The 16,159-nt window shown below is 35.1% G+C and carries 15 protein-coding genes; 10 read left to right on the forward strand and 5 right to left on the reverse strand.

Features of this window, described 5'->3' with window-relative positions; genetic code table 11:
• Nucleotides 1–66 precede the first annotated feature (66 nt).
• From recF to dnaA, 4 genes are all read right to left on the reverse strand, one after another.
• Nucleotides 67–1,200 carry a DNA replication/repair protein RecF gene (gene recF / locus N3I35_02655; protein ID MCX8128982.1) on the reverse strand — a complete coding sequence of 378 codons (1,134 nt, stop codon included), beginning with the start codon at nt 1,198–1,200 and terminating at the stop codon, nt 67–69.
• A 38-nt stretch (nt 1,201–1,238) separates the two neighbouring features.
• Nucleotides 1,239–1,445 carry a S4 domain-containing protein YaaA gene (yaaA, locus tag N3I35_02660; GenBank protein ID MCX8128983.1) on the reverse strand — a complete coding sequence of 69 codons (207 nt, stop codon included), beginning with the start codon at nt 1,443–1,445 and terminating at the stop codon, nt 1,239–1,241.
• Between the two features lie 145 nt (nt 1,446–1,590).
• Complete coding sequence (dnaN, locus tag N3I35_02665) at nt 1,591–2,694, reverse strand: DNA polymerase III subunit beta (GenBank protein MCX8128984.1); 1,104 nt, start codon at nt 2,692–2,694, stop codon at nt 1,591–1,593.
• Between the two features lie 348 nt (nt 2,695–3,042).
• Nucleotides 3,043–4,374: a chromosomal replication initiator protein DnaA gene (gene dnaA, locus N3I35_02670; GenBank protein MCX8128985.1), complete on the reverse strand. Its 1,332-nt coding sequence runs from the start codon at nt 4,372–4,374 to the stop codon at nt 3,043–3,045.
• A 523-nt stretch (nt 4,375–4,897) separates the two neighbouring features.
• Between dnaA and rpmH the strand changes: the two genes are divergently transcribed.
• From rpmH to gyrA, 10 genes are all read left to right on the forward strand, one after another.
• Nucleotides 4,898–5,032 carry a 50S ribosomal protein L34 gene (gene rpmH, locus N3I35_02675; GenBank protein ID MCX8128986.1) on the forward strand — a complete coding sequence of 45 codons (135 nt, stop codon included), beginning with the start codon at nt 4,898–4,900 and terminating at the stop codon, nt 5,030–5,032.
• 164 nt (nt 5,033–5,196) lie between these two features.
• Nucleotides 5,197–5,547, forward strand: a complete 351-nt coding sequence (gene rnpA, locus N3I35_02680) for a ribonuclease P protein component (GenBank protein MCX8128987.1) — start codon at nt 5,197–5,199, stop codon at nt 5,545–5,547.
• Nucleotides 5,548–5,552: 5 nt separating this feature from the next.
• Nucleotides 5,553–5,768: a membrane protein insertion efficiency factor YidD gene (gene yidD / locus N3I35_02685; protein ID MCX8128988.1), complete on the forward strand. Its 216-nt coding sequence runs from the start codon at nt 5,553–5,555 to the stop codon at nt 5,766–5,768.
• A 51-nt stretch (nt 5,769–5,819) separates the two neighbouring features.
• Nucleotides 5,820–6,689, forward strand: a complete 870-nt coding sequence (locus N3I35_02690) for a YidC/Oxa1 family membrane protein insertase (protein ID MCX8128989.1) — start codon at nt 5,820–5,822, stop codon at nt 6,687–6,689.
• The gene (locus N3I35_02695; protein ID MCX8128990.1) at nt 6,690–7,310 is read left to right on the forward strand and encodes a protein jag; all 621 of its coding nucleotides are present in this window, start codon (nt 6,690–6,692) and stop codon (nt 7,308–7,310) included. It abuts the gene before it with no gap.
• Between the two features lie 208 nt (nt 7,311–7,518).
• On the forward strand, nt 7,519–8,898 hold the full coding sequence (gene mnmE / locus N3I35_02700) for a tRNA uridine-5-carboxymethylaminomethyl(34) synthesis GTPase MnmE (protein ID MCX8128991.1): 1,380 nt from the start codon (nt 7,519–7,521) through the stop codon (nt 8,896–8,898).
• A 71-nt stretch (nt 8,899–8,969) separates the two neighbouring features.
• The gene (gene mnmG / locus N3I35_02705) at nt 8,970–10,847 is read left to right on the forward strand and encodes a tRNA uridine-5-carboxymethylaminomethyl(34) synthesis enzyme MnmG (protein MCX8128992.1); all 1,878 of its coding nucleotides are present in this window, start codon (nt 8,970–8,972) and stop codon (nt 10,845–10,847) included.
• Between the two features lie 135 nt (nt 10,848–10,982).
• On the forward strand, nt 10,983–11,702 hold the full coding sequence (gene rsmG / locus N3I35_02710) for a 16S rRNA (guanine(527)-N(7))-methyltransferase RsmG (protein MCX8128993.1): 720 nt from the start codon (nt 10,983–10,985) through the stop codon (nt 11,700–11,702).
• 189 nt (nt 11,703–11,891) lie between these two features.
• Nucleotides 11,892–12,743, forward strand: a complete 852-nt coding sequence (noc, locus tag N3I35_02715) for a nucleoid occlusion protein (protein ID MCX8128994.1) — start codon at nt 11,892–11,894, stop codon at nt 12,741–12,743.
• Between the two features lie 371 nt (nt 12,744–13,114).
• Entirely contained in the window at nt 13,115–15,604 is a 2,490-nt protein-coding gene (gene gyrA, locus N3I35_02720) for a DNA gyrase subunit A (GenBank protein ID MCX8128995.1), read from the forward strand.
• A 29-nt stretch (nt 15,605–15,633) separates the two neighbouring features.
• Here gyrA and N3I35_02725 read toward each other — a convergent pair whose 3' ends face one another.
• Entirely contained in the window at nt 15,634–15,831 is a 198-nt protein-coding gene (locus N3I35_02725) for a hypothetical protein (GenBank protein MCX8128996.1), read from the reverse strand.
• Between the last annotated feature and the right edge of the window lie 328 nt (nt 15,832–16,159).

Genomic DNA, 16,159 nt, shown 5'->3' on the forward strand with positions numbered 1-16,159 from the left:
ACCAACATCAATTAGCTATATATATTTTATCCTAATTACCTTATAAGTGCAAATTTTTACTGTATGTTAATTATTTTCCTCTATAGACTTCTTTATTTCAGTTACTTCTCCCTTTTTTATATTAAAGAATGTGTATTCTGTTTTATCTCTTTTTTTAAAAAATTCTGAATCTGTACAGGTGATGAATGTCTGTATATGTCTCATATTCTCCATCAAATACTCCTGCCTATTGTTATCAAGTTCAGACATTACATCATCTAACAATAAAACAGGATACTCTCCTATTTCTTCTTTCATTATTTCCATTTCAGCAAGCTTTATAGATAACACGGCAGTTCTTTGTTGCCCCTGTGATCCATAGAGTTTTAAACTCATATCATTCAGCCGAATTTCATAATCATCCCTTTGTGGGCCATATAATGTAGATTGTTTTAATATTTCTTTGTTAATGTTCTTTTTCAGTGTGTTAGTGAATTCTTCTTTAATATCCTTTTCATCAAAATCTTTTATTGCTATAGAAGGACTGTACTTAATTTTTAGACTTTCCTGTCCCCCTGCCAATCTTCTGTGGCTTTCCTCTATATATTTATTCAGCTTTTTTATAAACTCATGGCGTACTTTCATTATTTTTGTTCCTATAATTGCCATATTCATATTCCATACTTCCAAAGTATCAATTAAATTTCTGTTTTTTTGTATATCTTTCAAAAGTATGTTTCTCTGATGAAGTACCTTTGCATACTGCTGCAAATCATAAAAATATGATGGCCTTAACTGACTTAGTGTAATGTCAATAAATCTTCTCCTTTCGGAAGGACCTTCTTTAATTATCATAAGATCTTCCGGAGAGAATATTATCGCATTTAAATTCCCTATTAGATTACCTATCTTTTTTATTGGTATTTCATTAATCTTAATCCTTTTCTTCTGTTCTTTTTCGTATAACACTTCTATTTGGGATTCCATACTCTGTTTTTTATACTCAACCTTTATAAGAAATCCACTTTCATTTATTCTAATAAGATCTGTGTCTTTTGATGTACGGTGCGATCTGCCTGATGCACATAAAAAAATTGCCTCAAGAATATTTGTTTTTCCTTGAGCATTTTCTCCAAAAATAATATTAAAGTTATTACCAAATTTTATATCAATCTTTTCATAATTCCTAAAATTAATTAACTTTAACTTTTCTATATGCAAATTAAGACCTCCATACTACATTTGTCTAAACACACATTTTATCCAATTTTAAATATTTTTCCCTCTATCTCCACAGTATCCCCGCTTCTTAGTTTTTTTCCCCTCTTTATTTCTACATTTCCGTTTACTTTTACTATCCCTTCTGCAATTACATTCTTTGCATCAGCACCTGTATCAACTGCCCCTATCCATTTTAAAAACTGATCCAATTTTATAAATTCTGTATTAATAGTAATTGTTTCCATATATACACCTTCCTTTACGAACATTTGTTCGTATTTTTACATTATATCATTTTTTTATCCTTTTACAAATATTATTTATTATGCTAAATAAAAGGGACAGTAAACTGTCATGCAGTTTAATCTGTCCCTCACTTTCTTAAATACTTTAATCGTTTCTTGTCCTGACAGGAAGAATCATGTAGTTGAAATTATCCCCTTTTACCGGCCTTATAGTACACGGCCCAATATTTGATGTAAAACATATATCTATAGTATCATCTTCTATTATTCTCAAAGCATCTATAAAATATCTGGGATTGAATCCTATATCAAGTTTATTACCTGTCATGTCCACTCTGATCTCTTCCCTTACAGCACCGACATCAGTATTTGATGAAATAATTATCTTATCATCGTTAATACTGAATTTTACCGGGTACTTCTTTTCTTCCATAGTAATTAATGAAGCCCTTTCTATACTTGAAAGCATATCCTTTGTGTTTACTTTTACCTTTGTTTCATGCTCCTGGGGGATTATTCCCCTGTAGTTAAGATATTCTCCTTCCAGCAATCTGGATACAACCTTGCATTTTTTCATATCAAACATTATCTGATTGTTTGAATTATAAATAACCAGTTCATCATCAACAGGTTGGAGTATCTTTACTATCTCATTAAGCGTTTTTCCCGGAACAACAACGTTAAAACTTGCATTTTCATTGCTTATCTCTGTTTTCCTAAGAGCAAGCCTGAAACCATCTATTGAAACAAAAGTAATTTCATTACTTTTGCATTCTATTAGGGAACCTGTTAAAATAGGTCTGTTTTCATCAATTCCTACAGCAAAAATAGTCTGCTTTATCATTTCTCTTATCATTTTCTGATTTACTTTAAAAGCATTTTCTTTCTTTATTTCAGGTATAGCAGGATACCCATCAGCAGGTAAGCCTTTTACCTCAAAATGTGAATTTTCGCATTCAATTACTACCAGGTTATTTTCCTTTACCTCTATCAAAACTTCAGATTCGGGTAGTCTTCTTACTATATCTCCAAACATCTTTGAATTTAAGACAATTTTTCCCTGATTTTTTATGTCTGCATCAACAAAACACTCTATACCAATTTCAAGATCGTTTCCTGTTAGTTTAAAACTATCACCTGCGTCAAGTAAAATTCCCTCAAGTATGGGTAAAGTAGTTTTTGTTGATACTGCTTTCTGAACTATATTAATACCTTCTATTAAATCCTCTTTAGAGCATATTATTTTCATTTTCATGCACCTCCTGCATATTTAACAATCACGCTAAGGTAAATTTGAATTAGGTTTTTTCGGCTTTTTGCTCGAACTTTTCTTTAATATAAATATAAATAAATTTTAGTAATAGTAGTAATAAGTACTGTTGATATTGTGAATAACCTGTACCAGTGTTTATGTTTGTTTAGTTTAGCCTGTTATTAATGTGTTGATTAAATATACTAATTAATTAACAGTTAAGTCACATGTTTTATTAAATTAAAGTTGTCCACACAAACTTGTCCCCATAACCACATGAACTGTTAATAACTTTAATTTTTATATAGCTAATTCTGCTATAATTAACCAATAACAAAGACTAGATTATTTTCCCACTATGTTGCGTTTAAGTTCTTCTATTGCACGCCTGGTATCTGAGTTGTTGCTTATATCCTCAGTTATCTTGTCAAAGGCATGGATTACTGTTGTATGATCTCGTCCTCCAAACTCGTCACCTATCTTAGGAAGAGACATATCGGTAAGTTCTCTGCACAGATACATTGCAATCTGTCTTGGAAATGCAATTTCTCTGTTCCTCTTCTTTGACTTGAACTCTTCAGGCTTTATGTCATAGTATCTGGCTACTGCATTTTGTATAACAGTACTGTTAATAACTTTAGCTTTTGCCACTGTCAGAATATCCTTTAAAGCTTCAGTTGCCAGTTCTACACTTACTTCATGTTCGGTAAGAGAAGAATATGCAATTACTCTATTAAGGGCTCCTTCAAGTTCACGTATATTTGAAGCTATCTTGTCAGCTATGAATACCATAACGTCATTAGGAACATCAAGATTTTCCAGTTGAGCCTTCTTTCTGAGTATAGCTATCCTGGTTTCAAGATCAGGCGGTTGTATATCAGCTATAAGACCCCATTCAAACCTTGAGCGGAGCCTGTCCTCTAATGTAGTAATATCCTTTGGAGGCTTGTCACTTGAAAGAATTATTTGCTTGTTTGCTTCATATAGCGCATTGAAAGTATGGAAAAATTCTTCCTGGGTTCTTTCCTTGCCGCCTATAAACTGGATATCATCTATTAGAAGAATATCAATATTTCTGTATTTTGACCTGAACTCCTCATTCCTGTCGTCTTTAATCGCGTTTATCAATTCATTTGTAAATTTTTCCGAAGATACATACAATACTTTTAAGGATGGATTCTGGCTTAATATATAATGTCCTATAGCATGCATAAGGTGGGTTTTACCCAAACCAACTCCTCCATATATAAACAGAGGGTTATAAGCCTTTGCCGGTGATTCGGCTACTGCTACGGATGCTGCATGGGCTAAACGGTTACTGTTTCCTATTACAAAAGTATCAAAAGTATATTTGGGATTCAATATTGATACAACCAGTTCATCATTCTGGTTATTATCCGATTGGTTATTATATTTGGTATCATCCTGTGATGGGACTACTATATTAACATTGTACTCTTTTGATGTAATCTGTTTGATTGCGTTTTTTATTAATGCCGTATACCTTGATTCTAAAATTCCCTTGTTGAATTCTGCGGGAACACCCAGATTTATGGAGTTTGCATTTAGTGATAATGGTTCTATGGTTTTAATCCAAGTATTAAAGCTTATTTCTGTAAGCTCGTTTTTCAATAAATCCATTGTCCTTTGCCATATATCTGATAATTGGGTATTCATACTATTTCCTCCAAAAGAGTATTGTTATATATAATTATTAACGCATTTACGTATAATTAAGCCCTTATGCAGGGCTTTTAAAGACTGATGATATTAAATTTATGATTTTGTGATAAAAAGTTATTAACAAAAGTTATTAACAACTTTTGTATAGTTTATTAACAAATTGTGTATAAATTCTGTAGTTATTAACACATAATATACAAAAAAACGATAAGTTATCAACAAGCATTAATAATATATCAGACTTTTGTTGATTATTCAATATAATTATAGAAAAGATATCCACAAAAAATATGAAATATTTTTATGTTTATCCACAAAAGACTTTCTTGACATGTATTGTTATTTTAATATATAATTAGCTCGGTGTCTTTAAAAATAATATTGAATATGCGGTTATTTTGTTAAGATATTCGTATTGAGTACCGAATCAAAACTTTGTTAGCACTATGAAGTTTTGATAATAACGGTATAAACTATAAAGTTGTATTTGTTGGAAAGGGAACGGGGGTGTATATTAATGTTAAGAACGTACCAACCTAAAAATAGACAAAGAAAAAAAGAACACGGTTTTAGGAAAAGAATGAAAACTGCTAATGGTAAGAAAGTATTAGCAAGACGCAGATTGAAAGGTAGAAAAGTGCTTTCAGCGTAAGACCGCACAAGTGTGGTCTTTTTCTTTAATATAAAGGAAGTTATGTGTACCAAATATAACCTCTCATAAATATTAAAAACGCGCTTTAAGCTGTGATATCCCTATGGAGCTTTTTTACAATGACTCTTTTCCGAATAATTATGACCGGAGGGATAGCTCCATATATGATTAAAACTGTTCCAATAAAAAAGAATTATGAATTTCTCAGAATTTATAAAAAAGGAAAGTTTTATGTTGGAAAATTTATAATTCTATATGTATTAGCAAATAATTTTAGTATGAATAGATTAGGTATTACGGCCAGCAAAAAAGTTGGAAAAAGTGTAATAAGAAACAGATTGAGAAGATTGATAAAAGAAAACTACAGAATGTATGAAAGTACTATTAAAGAAGGATATGATTACGTTTTTGTAGCAAGAAACACAGATGTAATACCTGTTTTCAGCGATATTAAAAGAGAAATGAAATTTCTTCTAAAGAAGTTGGATGTATTTATTCAGGAGAAAAAGGATTAATGAATATATTTAAAATAATACTTGTTTTTTTAATTAGAATATATCAGCTAGTTCTATCTCCACTAAAAACAAGACCAAGCTGCAGGTTCTATCCTACATGCTCACAGTATGCTATTGATGCTGTAAAAAAGTATGGTGCATTAAGAGGTAGTTTTATGGCGGCAAAGAGGCTGCTCAGATGCAATCCTTTTAATCACGGAGGGTATGATCCTGTAAAATAGGGTCCTTAAAGTAAGGTGTTTCTTGTTTATAAGTAAAGGAGTATTGACATAATGCTTAATTTTATTGCAAATCCGTTAGGACAATTTATGTATTTCATATATAATAGCATGGCTTTTCATAACTACGGTTTAGCCATAATTATATTCACTATTTTTATCAGATTGCTTATTTTACCGCTAACTATAAAGCAATATCGTTCGACAGCAAGGATGCAGCAGTTACAGCCACAGATACAGGAAATTCAAAAACGCTATAAAAACGATAAAGAAAAACTTCAGATGGAAATGATGAAGTTTTATCAGGAAAATAAGGTTAATCCTGCAGGAAGCTGTCTGCCACTCCTTATTCAGATGCCCATACTTTTTTCATTATGGTATGTAATAACAAAACCGTTTACTCACATGCTTAATGTGACTGACCAGCAGGTTGAAGCTCTCAGGACTGCTTTTAATATTTCTAAGACTGCAGGGTATCCTCAGATTGATATTATCAAACAGTTTTCATTAGATAAGGTAGGTAATATAATCAGCCCTGATATTGCTCAGAAAATAGCAGATTTGAAAGAAGGTATGCATTTCATCGGATTAAATCTCGGTAGTGTGCCTACATGGAGACTAAATCTTGAAACACTGAGTTGGGAAGCTATAGGATTATTGTTATTACCTATATTCGCTACTGTAACTACATTTTTATCAGTTAGGATTTCGATGCCAAAAGCAAACCAGAGTAACCAGAATGCACAAATGGCAGGAATTTCTAATACCATGATGTATGTTGCACCATTAATGACCCTTATATTTTCATTCCAATTTCCGGCAGGTTTAAGCTTGTATTGGTCTGTAGGTTATGTGATTCAGATAATACAGCAGTTATATATTAATAAACACGTCCTGGATAAAAAGGAGGCTGTGGTGAAATAAATGGCTTATAGTATTGAAAAAACGGCAAAGTCTGTTAGAGAAGCAATTTCTCTTGCATTGGAAGAACTAAAAACTACGGAAGACAATGTTAACATAGAAGTTCTTGATGAGGGAAACAAAGGTATCTTTGGACTCATAGGAAATAAAATGGCCAAGATAAAGGTCACCGTCAAGGAGTCTTCCGCAGATAAAGCAAAAGCATTTCTGCTTTCTGTGTTTGAAAAAATGAATGTAAATGCTGATGTAGACGTACAGGAAAGTGATGAGTCCATACTCCTTAAAGTTAGCGGAAAAGATATAGGAATTGTCATAGGTAGAAGAGGGGAAACATTAGATTCTCTTCAATATCTTACAAGTCTGGTAGTTAATAAGGGGCATGAAGATTACAAAAGAGTAGTAATAGATATAGAAAACTACAGGCAAAAACGTGAGGAAACATTGATAAAGCTTGCAAACAGGCTTGCAGAGAGAGTAATGAAATATAAAAAAAATGTTACTCTTGAGCCGATGAATCCTTATGAAAGAAGAATAATTCACTCAACGTTGCAAAATAATAGATATGTTGAAACCTATAGTGTAGGAGATGAACCAAACAGGAAGGTAGTAATAACCTTAAAATAGAAATGGGCTAAGGTTATTAACTGTAGGTTATAGAAAAATTAATAATAAGAAATGATTAATGGTTCAGGAGGAAGGTTTCTTGAGCCATTTTTTATAGTTCAGGAAGTTTGTTTTTTGAGCAAGTTTGTAGCTCCTAAAACGCTTGACTGTAAAGTCTATTTCTATTACCTGCTTTAGATATCCTATTGCCTTAAGTCAGGAGATTTATATGTACATTGATGATACAATAGCTGCAATTTCAACTGCACAGGGAACCGGCGGGATCGGCATCATAAGAATAAGCGGCAGCAGAGCCTTTGATATAGCTTCAAAACTATTTAAAGGGAAAAATTCTTTTGATAAAATTAAATCCCATACTATAAGCTATGGAAAATTAATAGATCCCAAAACTGGTGATACTGTTGATGAAGTATTGATTTCTAAAATGAAAGGGCCAAATACTTTTACAAGAGAAGATGTAGTGGAAATAAACTGTCATGGGGGCATGGTGGTTATAAAAAAAATACTTGAGCTTGTTATAAAACAAGGATCAAGGATAGCTGAACCTGGGGAATTTACCAAAAGGGCTTTTCTGAATGGAAGGATTGATTTATCTCAGGCGGAAGCCGTAATAGATATCATAAACTCTAAGACGGATGAAAGCTCAAGGGCTGCAGTGGATCAATTGGAGGGGAAACTGTCGAGGAAACTCAGGGAAGTAAGATCAAAACTCATTGAGCTTATTGCACATATAGAAGTGACTGTCGATTATCCTGAACATGATATCGAAGAAATAACGGGGCAAAAAGTGTATAATAATGCATTGGAGATAAAAAACAAGCTTCAGGATATAGTCAAAGGGTTTGAAAAAGGCAGGATTATTAGGGAGGGCATTAATATTGTCATAGTCGGAAGACCCAATGTAGGTAAGTCTTCTCTCCTAAATGAACTTTCAGGAAAAAATAAAGCAATTGTTACTGACATACCGGGGACCACCCGCGACATAATTGAAGAGTATATAAATATAAACGGGATACCTGTAAGGATAACAGATACGGCAGGTATAAGGGAAACAGAGGATATTGTTGAAAGAATAGGTGTTGAGAGAGCTCAAAAAGCTATAGATGCAGCAGATCTGATTATAATTGTCATAGATACAAGCATGGGTATGGATGATGAAGATTTAAAAATACTTGAAAAAGCCGGGAATAAAAAGTTGATAGTTTTGCTAAACAAGATTGATCTTGTGGATGATTTTGTAATAAATGAAATTGAAAGCAGGTTTGCAGGAAGAAAGGTATTGAAATCATCGGTAAAAAATGATATAGGTATAGACAAACTTGAGGATGAAATTAGCGGAATGTTCTTTACAGGCGAAATAAATGCAAATAATGAAATACTTGTAACTAATATCAGGCATAAAGATCTTATCGATAAAGCTATCAGCAGTACATGTGAAGCTTGTAGTGCTTATGAAGCAGGAATGCCGCTGGATTGTATAACAATAGATATAAAAAATGCAGCCGAATATCTGGGGCAGGTTACCGGTGAATCAATAAGTGAAGATGTAATGCATGAAATATTCAAAAGATTTTGTATCGGAAAGTAAAACGGTACAAGGTTTTTTGCAGGCAGTGGACAGTCGCCTTTAGCCTGTGATGACGATGGGGAGGAGCAATAATGGATTATTTTGCTGGTGAATACGATATAGTAGTAGTTGGCGGAGGACATGCCGGCTGTGAAGCCGCTCTTGCTGCAGCAAGGCTTGGCTGCAAGACAGCAATGTTTGCAATAAATCTGGACAGTGTAGCAAATATGCCCTGTAATCCCAGTATAGGGGGAACTGCAAAAGGGCATTTGGTGAGAGAGATAGATGCTCTTGGTGGAGAAATGGGAAAAAACACTGACAGGACTTTTATTCAATCCAAAATACTTAATTCAGCCAAAGGCCCTGCTGTTTTTTCTCTTCGTGCTCAAGCTGATAGGAGAAAATATCAGATGGAAATGAAGCACGTAGTAGAAAAGCAGGAAAATCTTGATATAAAGCAATCAGAAATAGTAGATATGCTGATCAGGGATGGAAGAGTCGAAAGTGTAAAGACTCACACTGGAGCGGTATACAAATGCAGGGCTATAATATTGGCTACGGGCACCTTTTTAAAGGGAAGGATAATAATCGGGGATGTAAGCTATAGTGGGGGACCGGATGGATTGTTCCCTGCAAACAAGCTTTCAGACAGTCTTGTTGAAAACGGTATAGAGCTATATAGGTTTAAAACTGGAACACCTGCAAGGTTGAACAGAAGAAGTATTGATTTTTCAAAGATGGAAGAACAGCCTGGGGATGAGAGGGTAGTTCCTTTCTCGTTTGAAACTGAGGAAATAGACAGGGAGCAGGTATCATGCTGGCTTACCTATACTACGGAGGAAACTCATAGAATTATAAAAGAGAATTTACATAGATCTCCCCTATATTGTGGTGATATTAAAGGGGTAGGGCCGAGGTATTGTCCTTCCATAGAGGATAAAGTAGTAAGATTTGCCGATAAGGACAGGCATCAGGTATTCCTTGAGCCTATGGGGCTTGGGACTGAAGAAATGTACTTGCAGGGCATGTCCAGCAGTTTACCGGAAGATGTGCAGATCGCAATGATGAAAACAATTCCTGGGCTGGAAAATGTATCTGTAATGAGGAGTGCGTACGCAATAGAGTATGACTGCATTGACGCTACTCAGCTCGAACTGTCACTTGAATTCAAAAATATAGATGGATTATTTGCTGCAGGGCAGATAAACGGAAGCTCGGGGTATGAGGAAGCGGCAGCACAGGGGCTGATTGCCGGTATTAATGCTGCAATGAAGATTAAGGGCAGGGAGCCTTTGATACTTGATAGATCGGAAGCCTATATAGGAGTTTTAATAGATGATCTCATAACAAAAGGAACAAAGGAGCCTTATAGAATGATGACTTCAAGATCTGAATACAGACTGTTGTTGAGACAGGATAATGCAGATCTGAGACTTACCCCCAGAGGCTATGAAACAGGGTTGATAACTGAAGAAAGATATAATAAATTTGTGGATAAAAGGGATAAAATATATTCTGAAATTGAAAGGCTGGAAAAGACAGTTGTTCCACCGAGTGAGAAGGTTAATAAATTTCTTGAAAGCAAAAACAGTTCAACTATAAAAAGTGGTGTAAAGCTGGTAGAACTTCTGAGACGGCCGGAAATTAATTATGATGACCTAGCAGAGATAGATGAGGAACGGCCGGAATTAAGTTATTCGATAAGAGAACAGGTGGCAATTTCCGTTAAGTACGAAGGCTATATAAAAAGACAGATGATGCAGGTTGGACAGTTCAAAAAGCTGGAAACAAAAAAACTCCCTAAAAATATAGATTATAATGATATACAGGGTTTAAGGATTGAGGCAAGGCAGAAGCTTAATCAGATAAAGCCTGATTCAGTAGGGCAGGCATCTAGGATCTCCGGAGTATCTCCTGCAGATATATCTGTACTTTTGGTATATCTGGAACAGGCACGTAGAGGAAAATAACTTACCCCTGCATCCCTATCTTACAAAATGAGGGAAAAAGGCCGAGTTTGGGATAATCTGTATCTAAAAAGAAAAGTAAAAGGATAGAGTAATAATAACTATATTCAATAAAATTTTCAGGGATAGGAGTGAGTTATGGAAAAAGATTTGAAGAATCTCCTTATTGAGGGAGCAAAAGAGTATGAAGTTGTATTAACAGAGCTTCAAATAGAAAATTTCATGAAGTATAAGGATTTACTGAAGGAATGGAATGAAAAGATTAACCTTACTGCCATTGAAGATGACAAAGATGTTATGATAAAACATTTTGTTGATTCCTTAAGCATACTCCCATATCTAGAAAATACCAATAAAAAGGTTATGGATGTGGGTACTGGTGCGGGTTTTCCCGGTATTCCACTGAAAATAGTCCTGAGTAACCTTGATATAACTCTATTTGATTCATTAGAAAAAAGAATAAAATACTTAAATATTGTAATCGAAGAACTGAAGCTTCAAGGTATCAGAGCACTGCACGGAAGAGCCGAAGAATACGGAATGAAACAGGAATACAGGGAGAAGTACGATATTGTTGTAGCAAGAGCTGTAGCCAACCTTCCTGTGCTGCTTGAATACTGTCTTCCTTTTGTTAAGACTGGAGGTATATTCATTGCTATGAAGGGCAGCAATATCGAAGAAGTTGATGCTTCTGCCAAAGCTCTGGACATACTGGGCGGTAAACTGGATTCGGTTAAAGAATTGACTCTTCCTTTCAGTGATATGAAAAGAAATATCATCATAATAAAAAAGTTACGACAAACACCGACAAAATATCCAAGGAAAGCGGGCAAACCATCAAAAGAACCGTTGATATAAGTGATAAAATGCAGTAAAAAAGAGCTTTCTGGCGAACGATTCTTTAAAAGAAAAAAAGGTAATAGGTAATAATTGGAGAATATTAAATTATGACATTAAAGGTATATTATTCCTATCCCCTGATTCTAACAAACCAAGGTTTGTTTATTACTTTTGAAGAATATTAATTTTACAAAGGATGGTGCCGGAATGCTAGAAAATAGATTACATGTTACAAAGACAGAGAAAAAAGAAGAACAAAAAAACATAACCTATGTAAACATTGATGGGATAAGGCCAAATCCATATCAGCCCAGAAAGCAGTTCAACAAAGCGTCCTTAGAAGAGCTTTGCGAATCAATAAAACAGTACGGAGTTATTCAACCTATCAATGTTAGAAAAATTTCCAGCAACACATATGAACTCGTAGCAGGAGAGAGACGTTTGAGGGCTGCAACAATGGCGGGACTCAAAGAAATTCCGGCCATTATTGTCAATGTAGATGACAATAATTCTGCTGTCATAGCCCTCATTGAAAACCTTCAAAGGGAAGATCTTAGTTATATGGAAGAAGCTGAAGGATATAATAACCTTATCATAGAGCATAATTTTACACAGGAGGAGCTTGCACAGAAGATAGGCAAAAGCCAATCAACCATTGCAAACAAAATCAGGCTATTAAAGCTTCCCCCACTTGTTAAGAAGATTATCGCAGACAACAACCTGACAGAAAGACATGCAAGATCATTGCTCAAGCTTCACGATGAGCAGCTTCAATTAAAAGTTCTCAAGCATGTATGTGAAAAAGGGCTAAATGTTAAGAAAACAGAAGATCTTGTAGAGAGGGCTATAGAGAGATACACCCGTGAAGGAAGAGAAAAAAACAGTGAGAAAAAGTGCACAAAGGCTATCAAAGATATAAGAATATTTGTTAATACCATAAGACAGGCTATTGAGCTTATGAAAAAATCAGGAGTAAGTGCAAAGGCAGCACAAATAGACAGGGGAGAATATATAGAGTTTATTGTACGCATACCAAAAAAAGAAAACTCAATAGGATAACGGAATTATAATTCAGAGGATGGCGGAAAATGAGCTATCCTCTTTTATTTTTGTGTAAAAGCAGGTGCAGAATTGGAAATACTACTAGAAAAAGGGCATACATCCTGGTATCATTATACCTTGTTATTATGATATAAGGAATTAAACCAGATAGCCTATTATAAAGGTATGACTATAAATAATCAAAAAAGTGGACAGTATTGTAAAAGTTTATTAAAATATAATATAGGCAATGGACAAAATTAAGAAATCTGAAAAAGGTAAAGGCTTTCTTCTTTTACCTTTACGTCTATCTTATCACTATAAAGTTAGTTTGTCCTGCCTCCTGAAGCATACGCTGAAAACGCTTAGTAAAGAGAGGTATAAGTTTAATGGCAGATACAAATGAGGTAAAAGAACAGAAGATAATACCGGTTGATATAGAAACGGAAATGAAAAAATCCTTTATTGAGTATGCTATGAGTGTTATTATAGACCGTGCTCTTCCAGATGTAAGAGATGGGTTAAAGCCTGTTCACAGGCGTATATTATATTCAATGTTTACTCAAGGCTTTACACCGGATAAGGCGTACAGAAAGTGTGCTACGACAGTAGGGGATGTTCTCGGTAGGTTTCATCCGCATGGTGATGCCGCTGTTTACGACAGTATGGTGCGTATGGCCCAAGATTGGTCTTTACGCCACACACTGGTAGATGGGCATGGAAACTTCGGTTCGCTGGATGGTGATTCACCTGCAGCATACAGGTATACAGAAGCAAGACTTTCGAAGATATCTATGGAAATGCTCAGTGACATAAATAAGGATACAGTAGATTTCAAACCAAACTTTGACGAGCATGAAATGGAGCCCGTTGTTCTTCCATCAAGGTTCCCAAACCTTCTTGTCAACGGTTCTACGGGGATAGCCGTAGGAATGGCAACAAACATACCACCTCATAACCTTGGTGAGGTTATAGATGGTATAAAAATGGTGATAGATAACCCTGATATTTCAACAGAAGATTTAAATAAAATCATTAAGGGTCCTGACTTCCCTACTTCGGGAACAATTGTAGGCAAGCAGGGAATAAGGGAAGCTTATAAAACAGGTAGGGGAAGAATAATCGTTAGATCGGAAGCTACTATAGAGCAGATGACTAACAATAAACAAAGAATAATAGTAACGGAACTTCCCTATCAAGTAAATAAGGCAAGGCTTATAGAGAAGATCGCGGAACTGGTAAAAGAGAAGAGAATTGAAGGTATTTCCGATCTTAGAGATGAGTCTGGAAGAGAAGAGCCGGTAAGAATAGTGATAGAACTTAAGCGTGATGCCAATGCCAATGTTGTGTTGAATCAGCTTTATAAGAATACGCAGATGCAGGAAACTTTCAGTGTCAACATGGTTGCCATTGTTCAGACTGAAGATAAGAAATATGAGCCAAGGATAATAAATCTGAGGCAGGCAATAAACTACTATATAAAGCACCAGGAAGAAGTAATAGTCAGAAGAACAAAGTATGAACTTGATAAAGCAGAAGCCAGGGCTCATATATTGGAAGGTTTAAGGATAGCTATAGATAACCTGGACGAAGTTATAAGAATCATAAGAGGATCAAAGACCGAAACAATCGCTAAGGAAGGCTTGATGGAAAGATTCGGCTTCAGTGAAAAGCAAGCCCAAGCTATAGTAGATATGAGACTTGGAAGGCTCACCGGTTTAGAAAGAGAGAAGCTGGAAAATGAATATAAGGAAATTATGGAGAAGATTAAATACTATAGAGAAGTACTTGCTAACCAATCTCTCGTTTTAAAAATAATCAAGGACGAGCTTACAGTAATAAAAGACAAATATGCAAACGACAGAAAAACAAGAATCATTGCAGATCAGGGAGAGATTGATCTTGAGGATCTCATTGCGGAAGAGGAAAGTGTAATTACTCTTACACACTTCGGTTACGTAAAAAGGCTGCCTGCTGATACTTATAAGAGCCAGAAAAGAGGGGGAAAGGGAATAACAGGTTTAAGCACAAGAGAAGAAGATTTTGTAGAAAACCTGTTTATAACATCAACTCATCATTTCATAATGTTCTTTACTAATAAAGGTAGAGTATACAGGTTAAAAGCATATGAGATACCTGAATCAGGAAGACAGGCAAAGGGTACTGCCATAGTAAATCTACTGCAGCTTGATGCGGATGAAAAGGTTACTACGGTAATACCTATAGCTGAGTACAAAGAAGGCCTGTATCTTATGATGGCAACAAAAAACGGGCTTGTAAAAAAGACTAATCTTATGGAATATGACAATATCAGAAAAGGCGGACTAGCTGCCGTTACCCTGAGAGAGAACGATGAACTGATAGATGTTAAGCTTACCGATGGTAATCAAGACATAATGTTAGCTACAAGAAACGGTATGGCAATTAGATTTAATGAAACTGATGCAAGACCAATAGGAAGAGTATCGATGGGTGTTAAGGGTATTGAATTGGACGACGACGATTATGTAATAGGAATGGAAGTTTGTAGCGAGAATGTAAGTTTGCTTGTAGTGACCGAAAATGGTTTTGGTAAGAGGACCGAGCTTGACGAGTATAAGGTACAGTCGAGAGGCGGAAAGGGGATACTCACTTATAGGGTTACAGAAAAGACAGGAAAAATTGCCGGTATGAAGCTTGTAAGCGAAGAGGACGATATAATGCTTATCAGCTCAGATGGTACAATAATACGACTTAATGTTAGTGAAATTAGTATTCTCGGCAGGGCAACGCAAGGAGTAACTCTTATGAGAATGGGTGACGGTATTAGTGTAGTAAGTGTAGCTAGGATAGTAAATGAAAATGAAGGTGAAGAAGATACAAATGATGTAGAAGAATAAATATTTATATGAAAACGTCAAAGGGCTCTTTAAGAGCCCTTTGACGTTTCTTCTTCATCGTCTAGTGGTGGATCTTCAAGCCTTTTAACCATCAAATCCATCAATTCTACTTTACCAAGGCTTCCAAAAGGCAATACATGATTTTTATATAACCGTTCGGTGAATGTTTTATTCCTATCATTTTTGGGCATGTGATCACCTCTTTTTCTTATTTGAAAACCTAGCATTATTTATTATCTACTATTATATTAAAGCATATGACAGATATCTGTGTATATTTTTATTATTTTGTGATATATGCCCTGTTTTATGAGTTGATACCACTTAAAGTAAGTGTTAATATATAAAAGCTGTCGCCGATGGGACGCAGTAATCGATGATTACGCAGCCGGAAGCAAGCCGGGGAAATCAAAGGATGAACACGGCAGGCTGGGAAAAAGAAACAACAAAAAAGTTGTTGACAAAACAGAGACAGCGTGATAATATATAAAAGCTGCTTCGCGAGAGCGAAACGGTGGCAGGGTTGTAAGAAGCAGGTATCACAAAGCTTTGAAC

Source organism: Clostridia bacterium, from assembly GCA_026414765.1.
Taxonomy (GTDB): Bacteria; Bacillota; Clostridia; order Acetivibrionales; family DSM-27016; genus SKW86.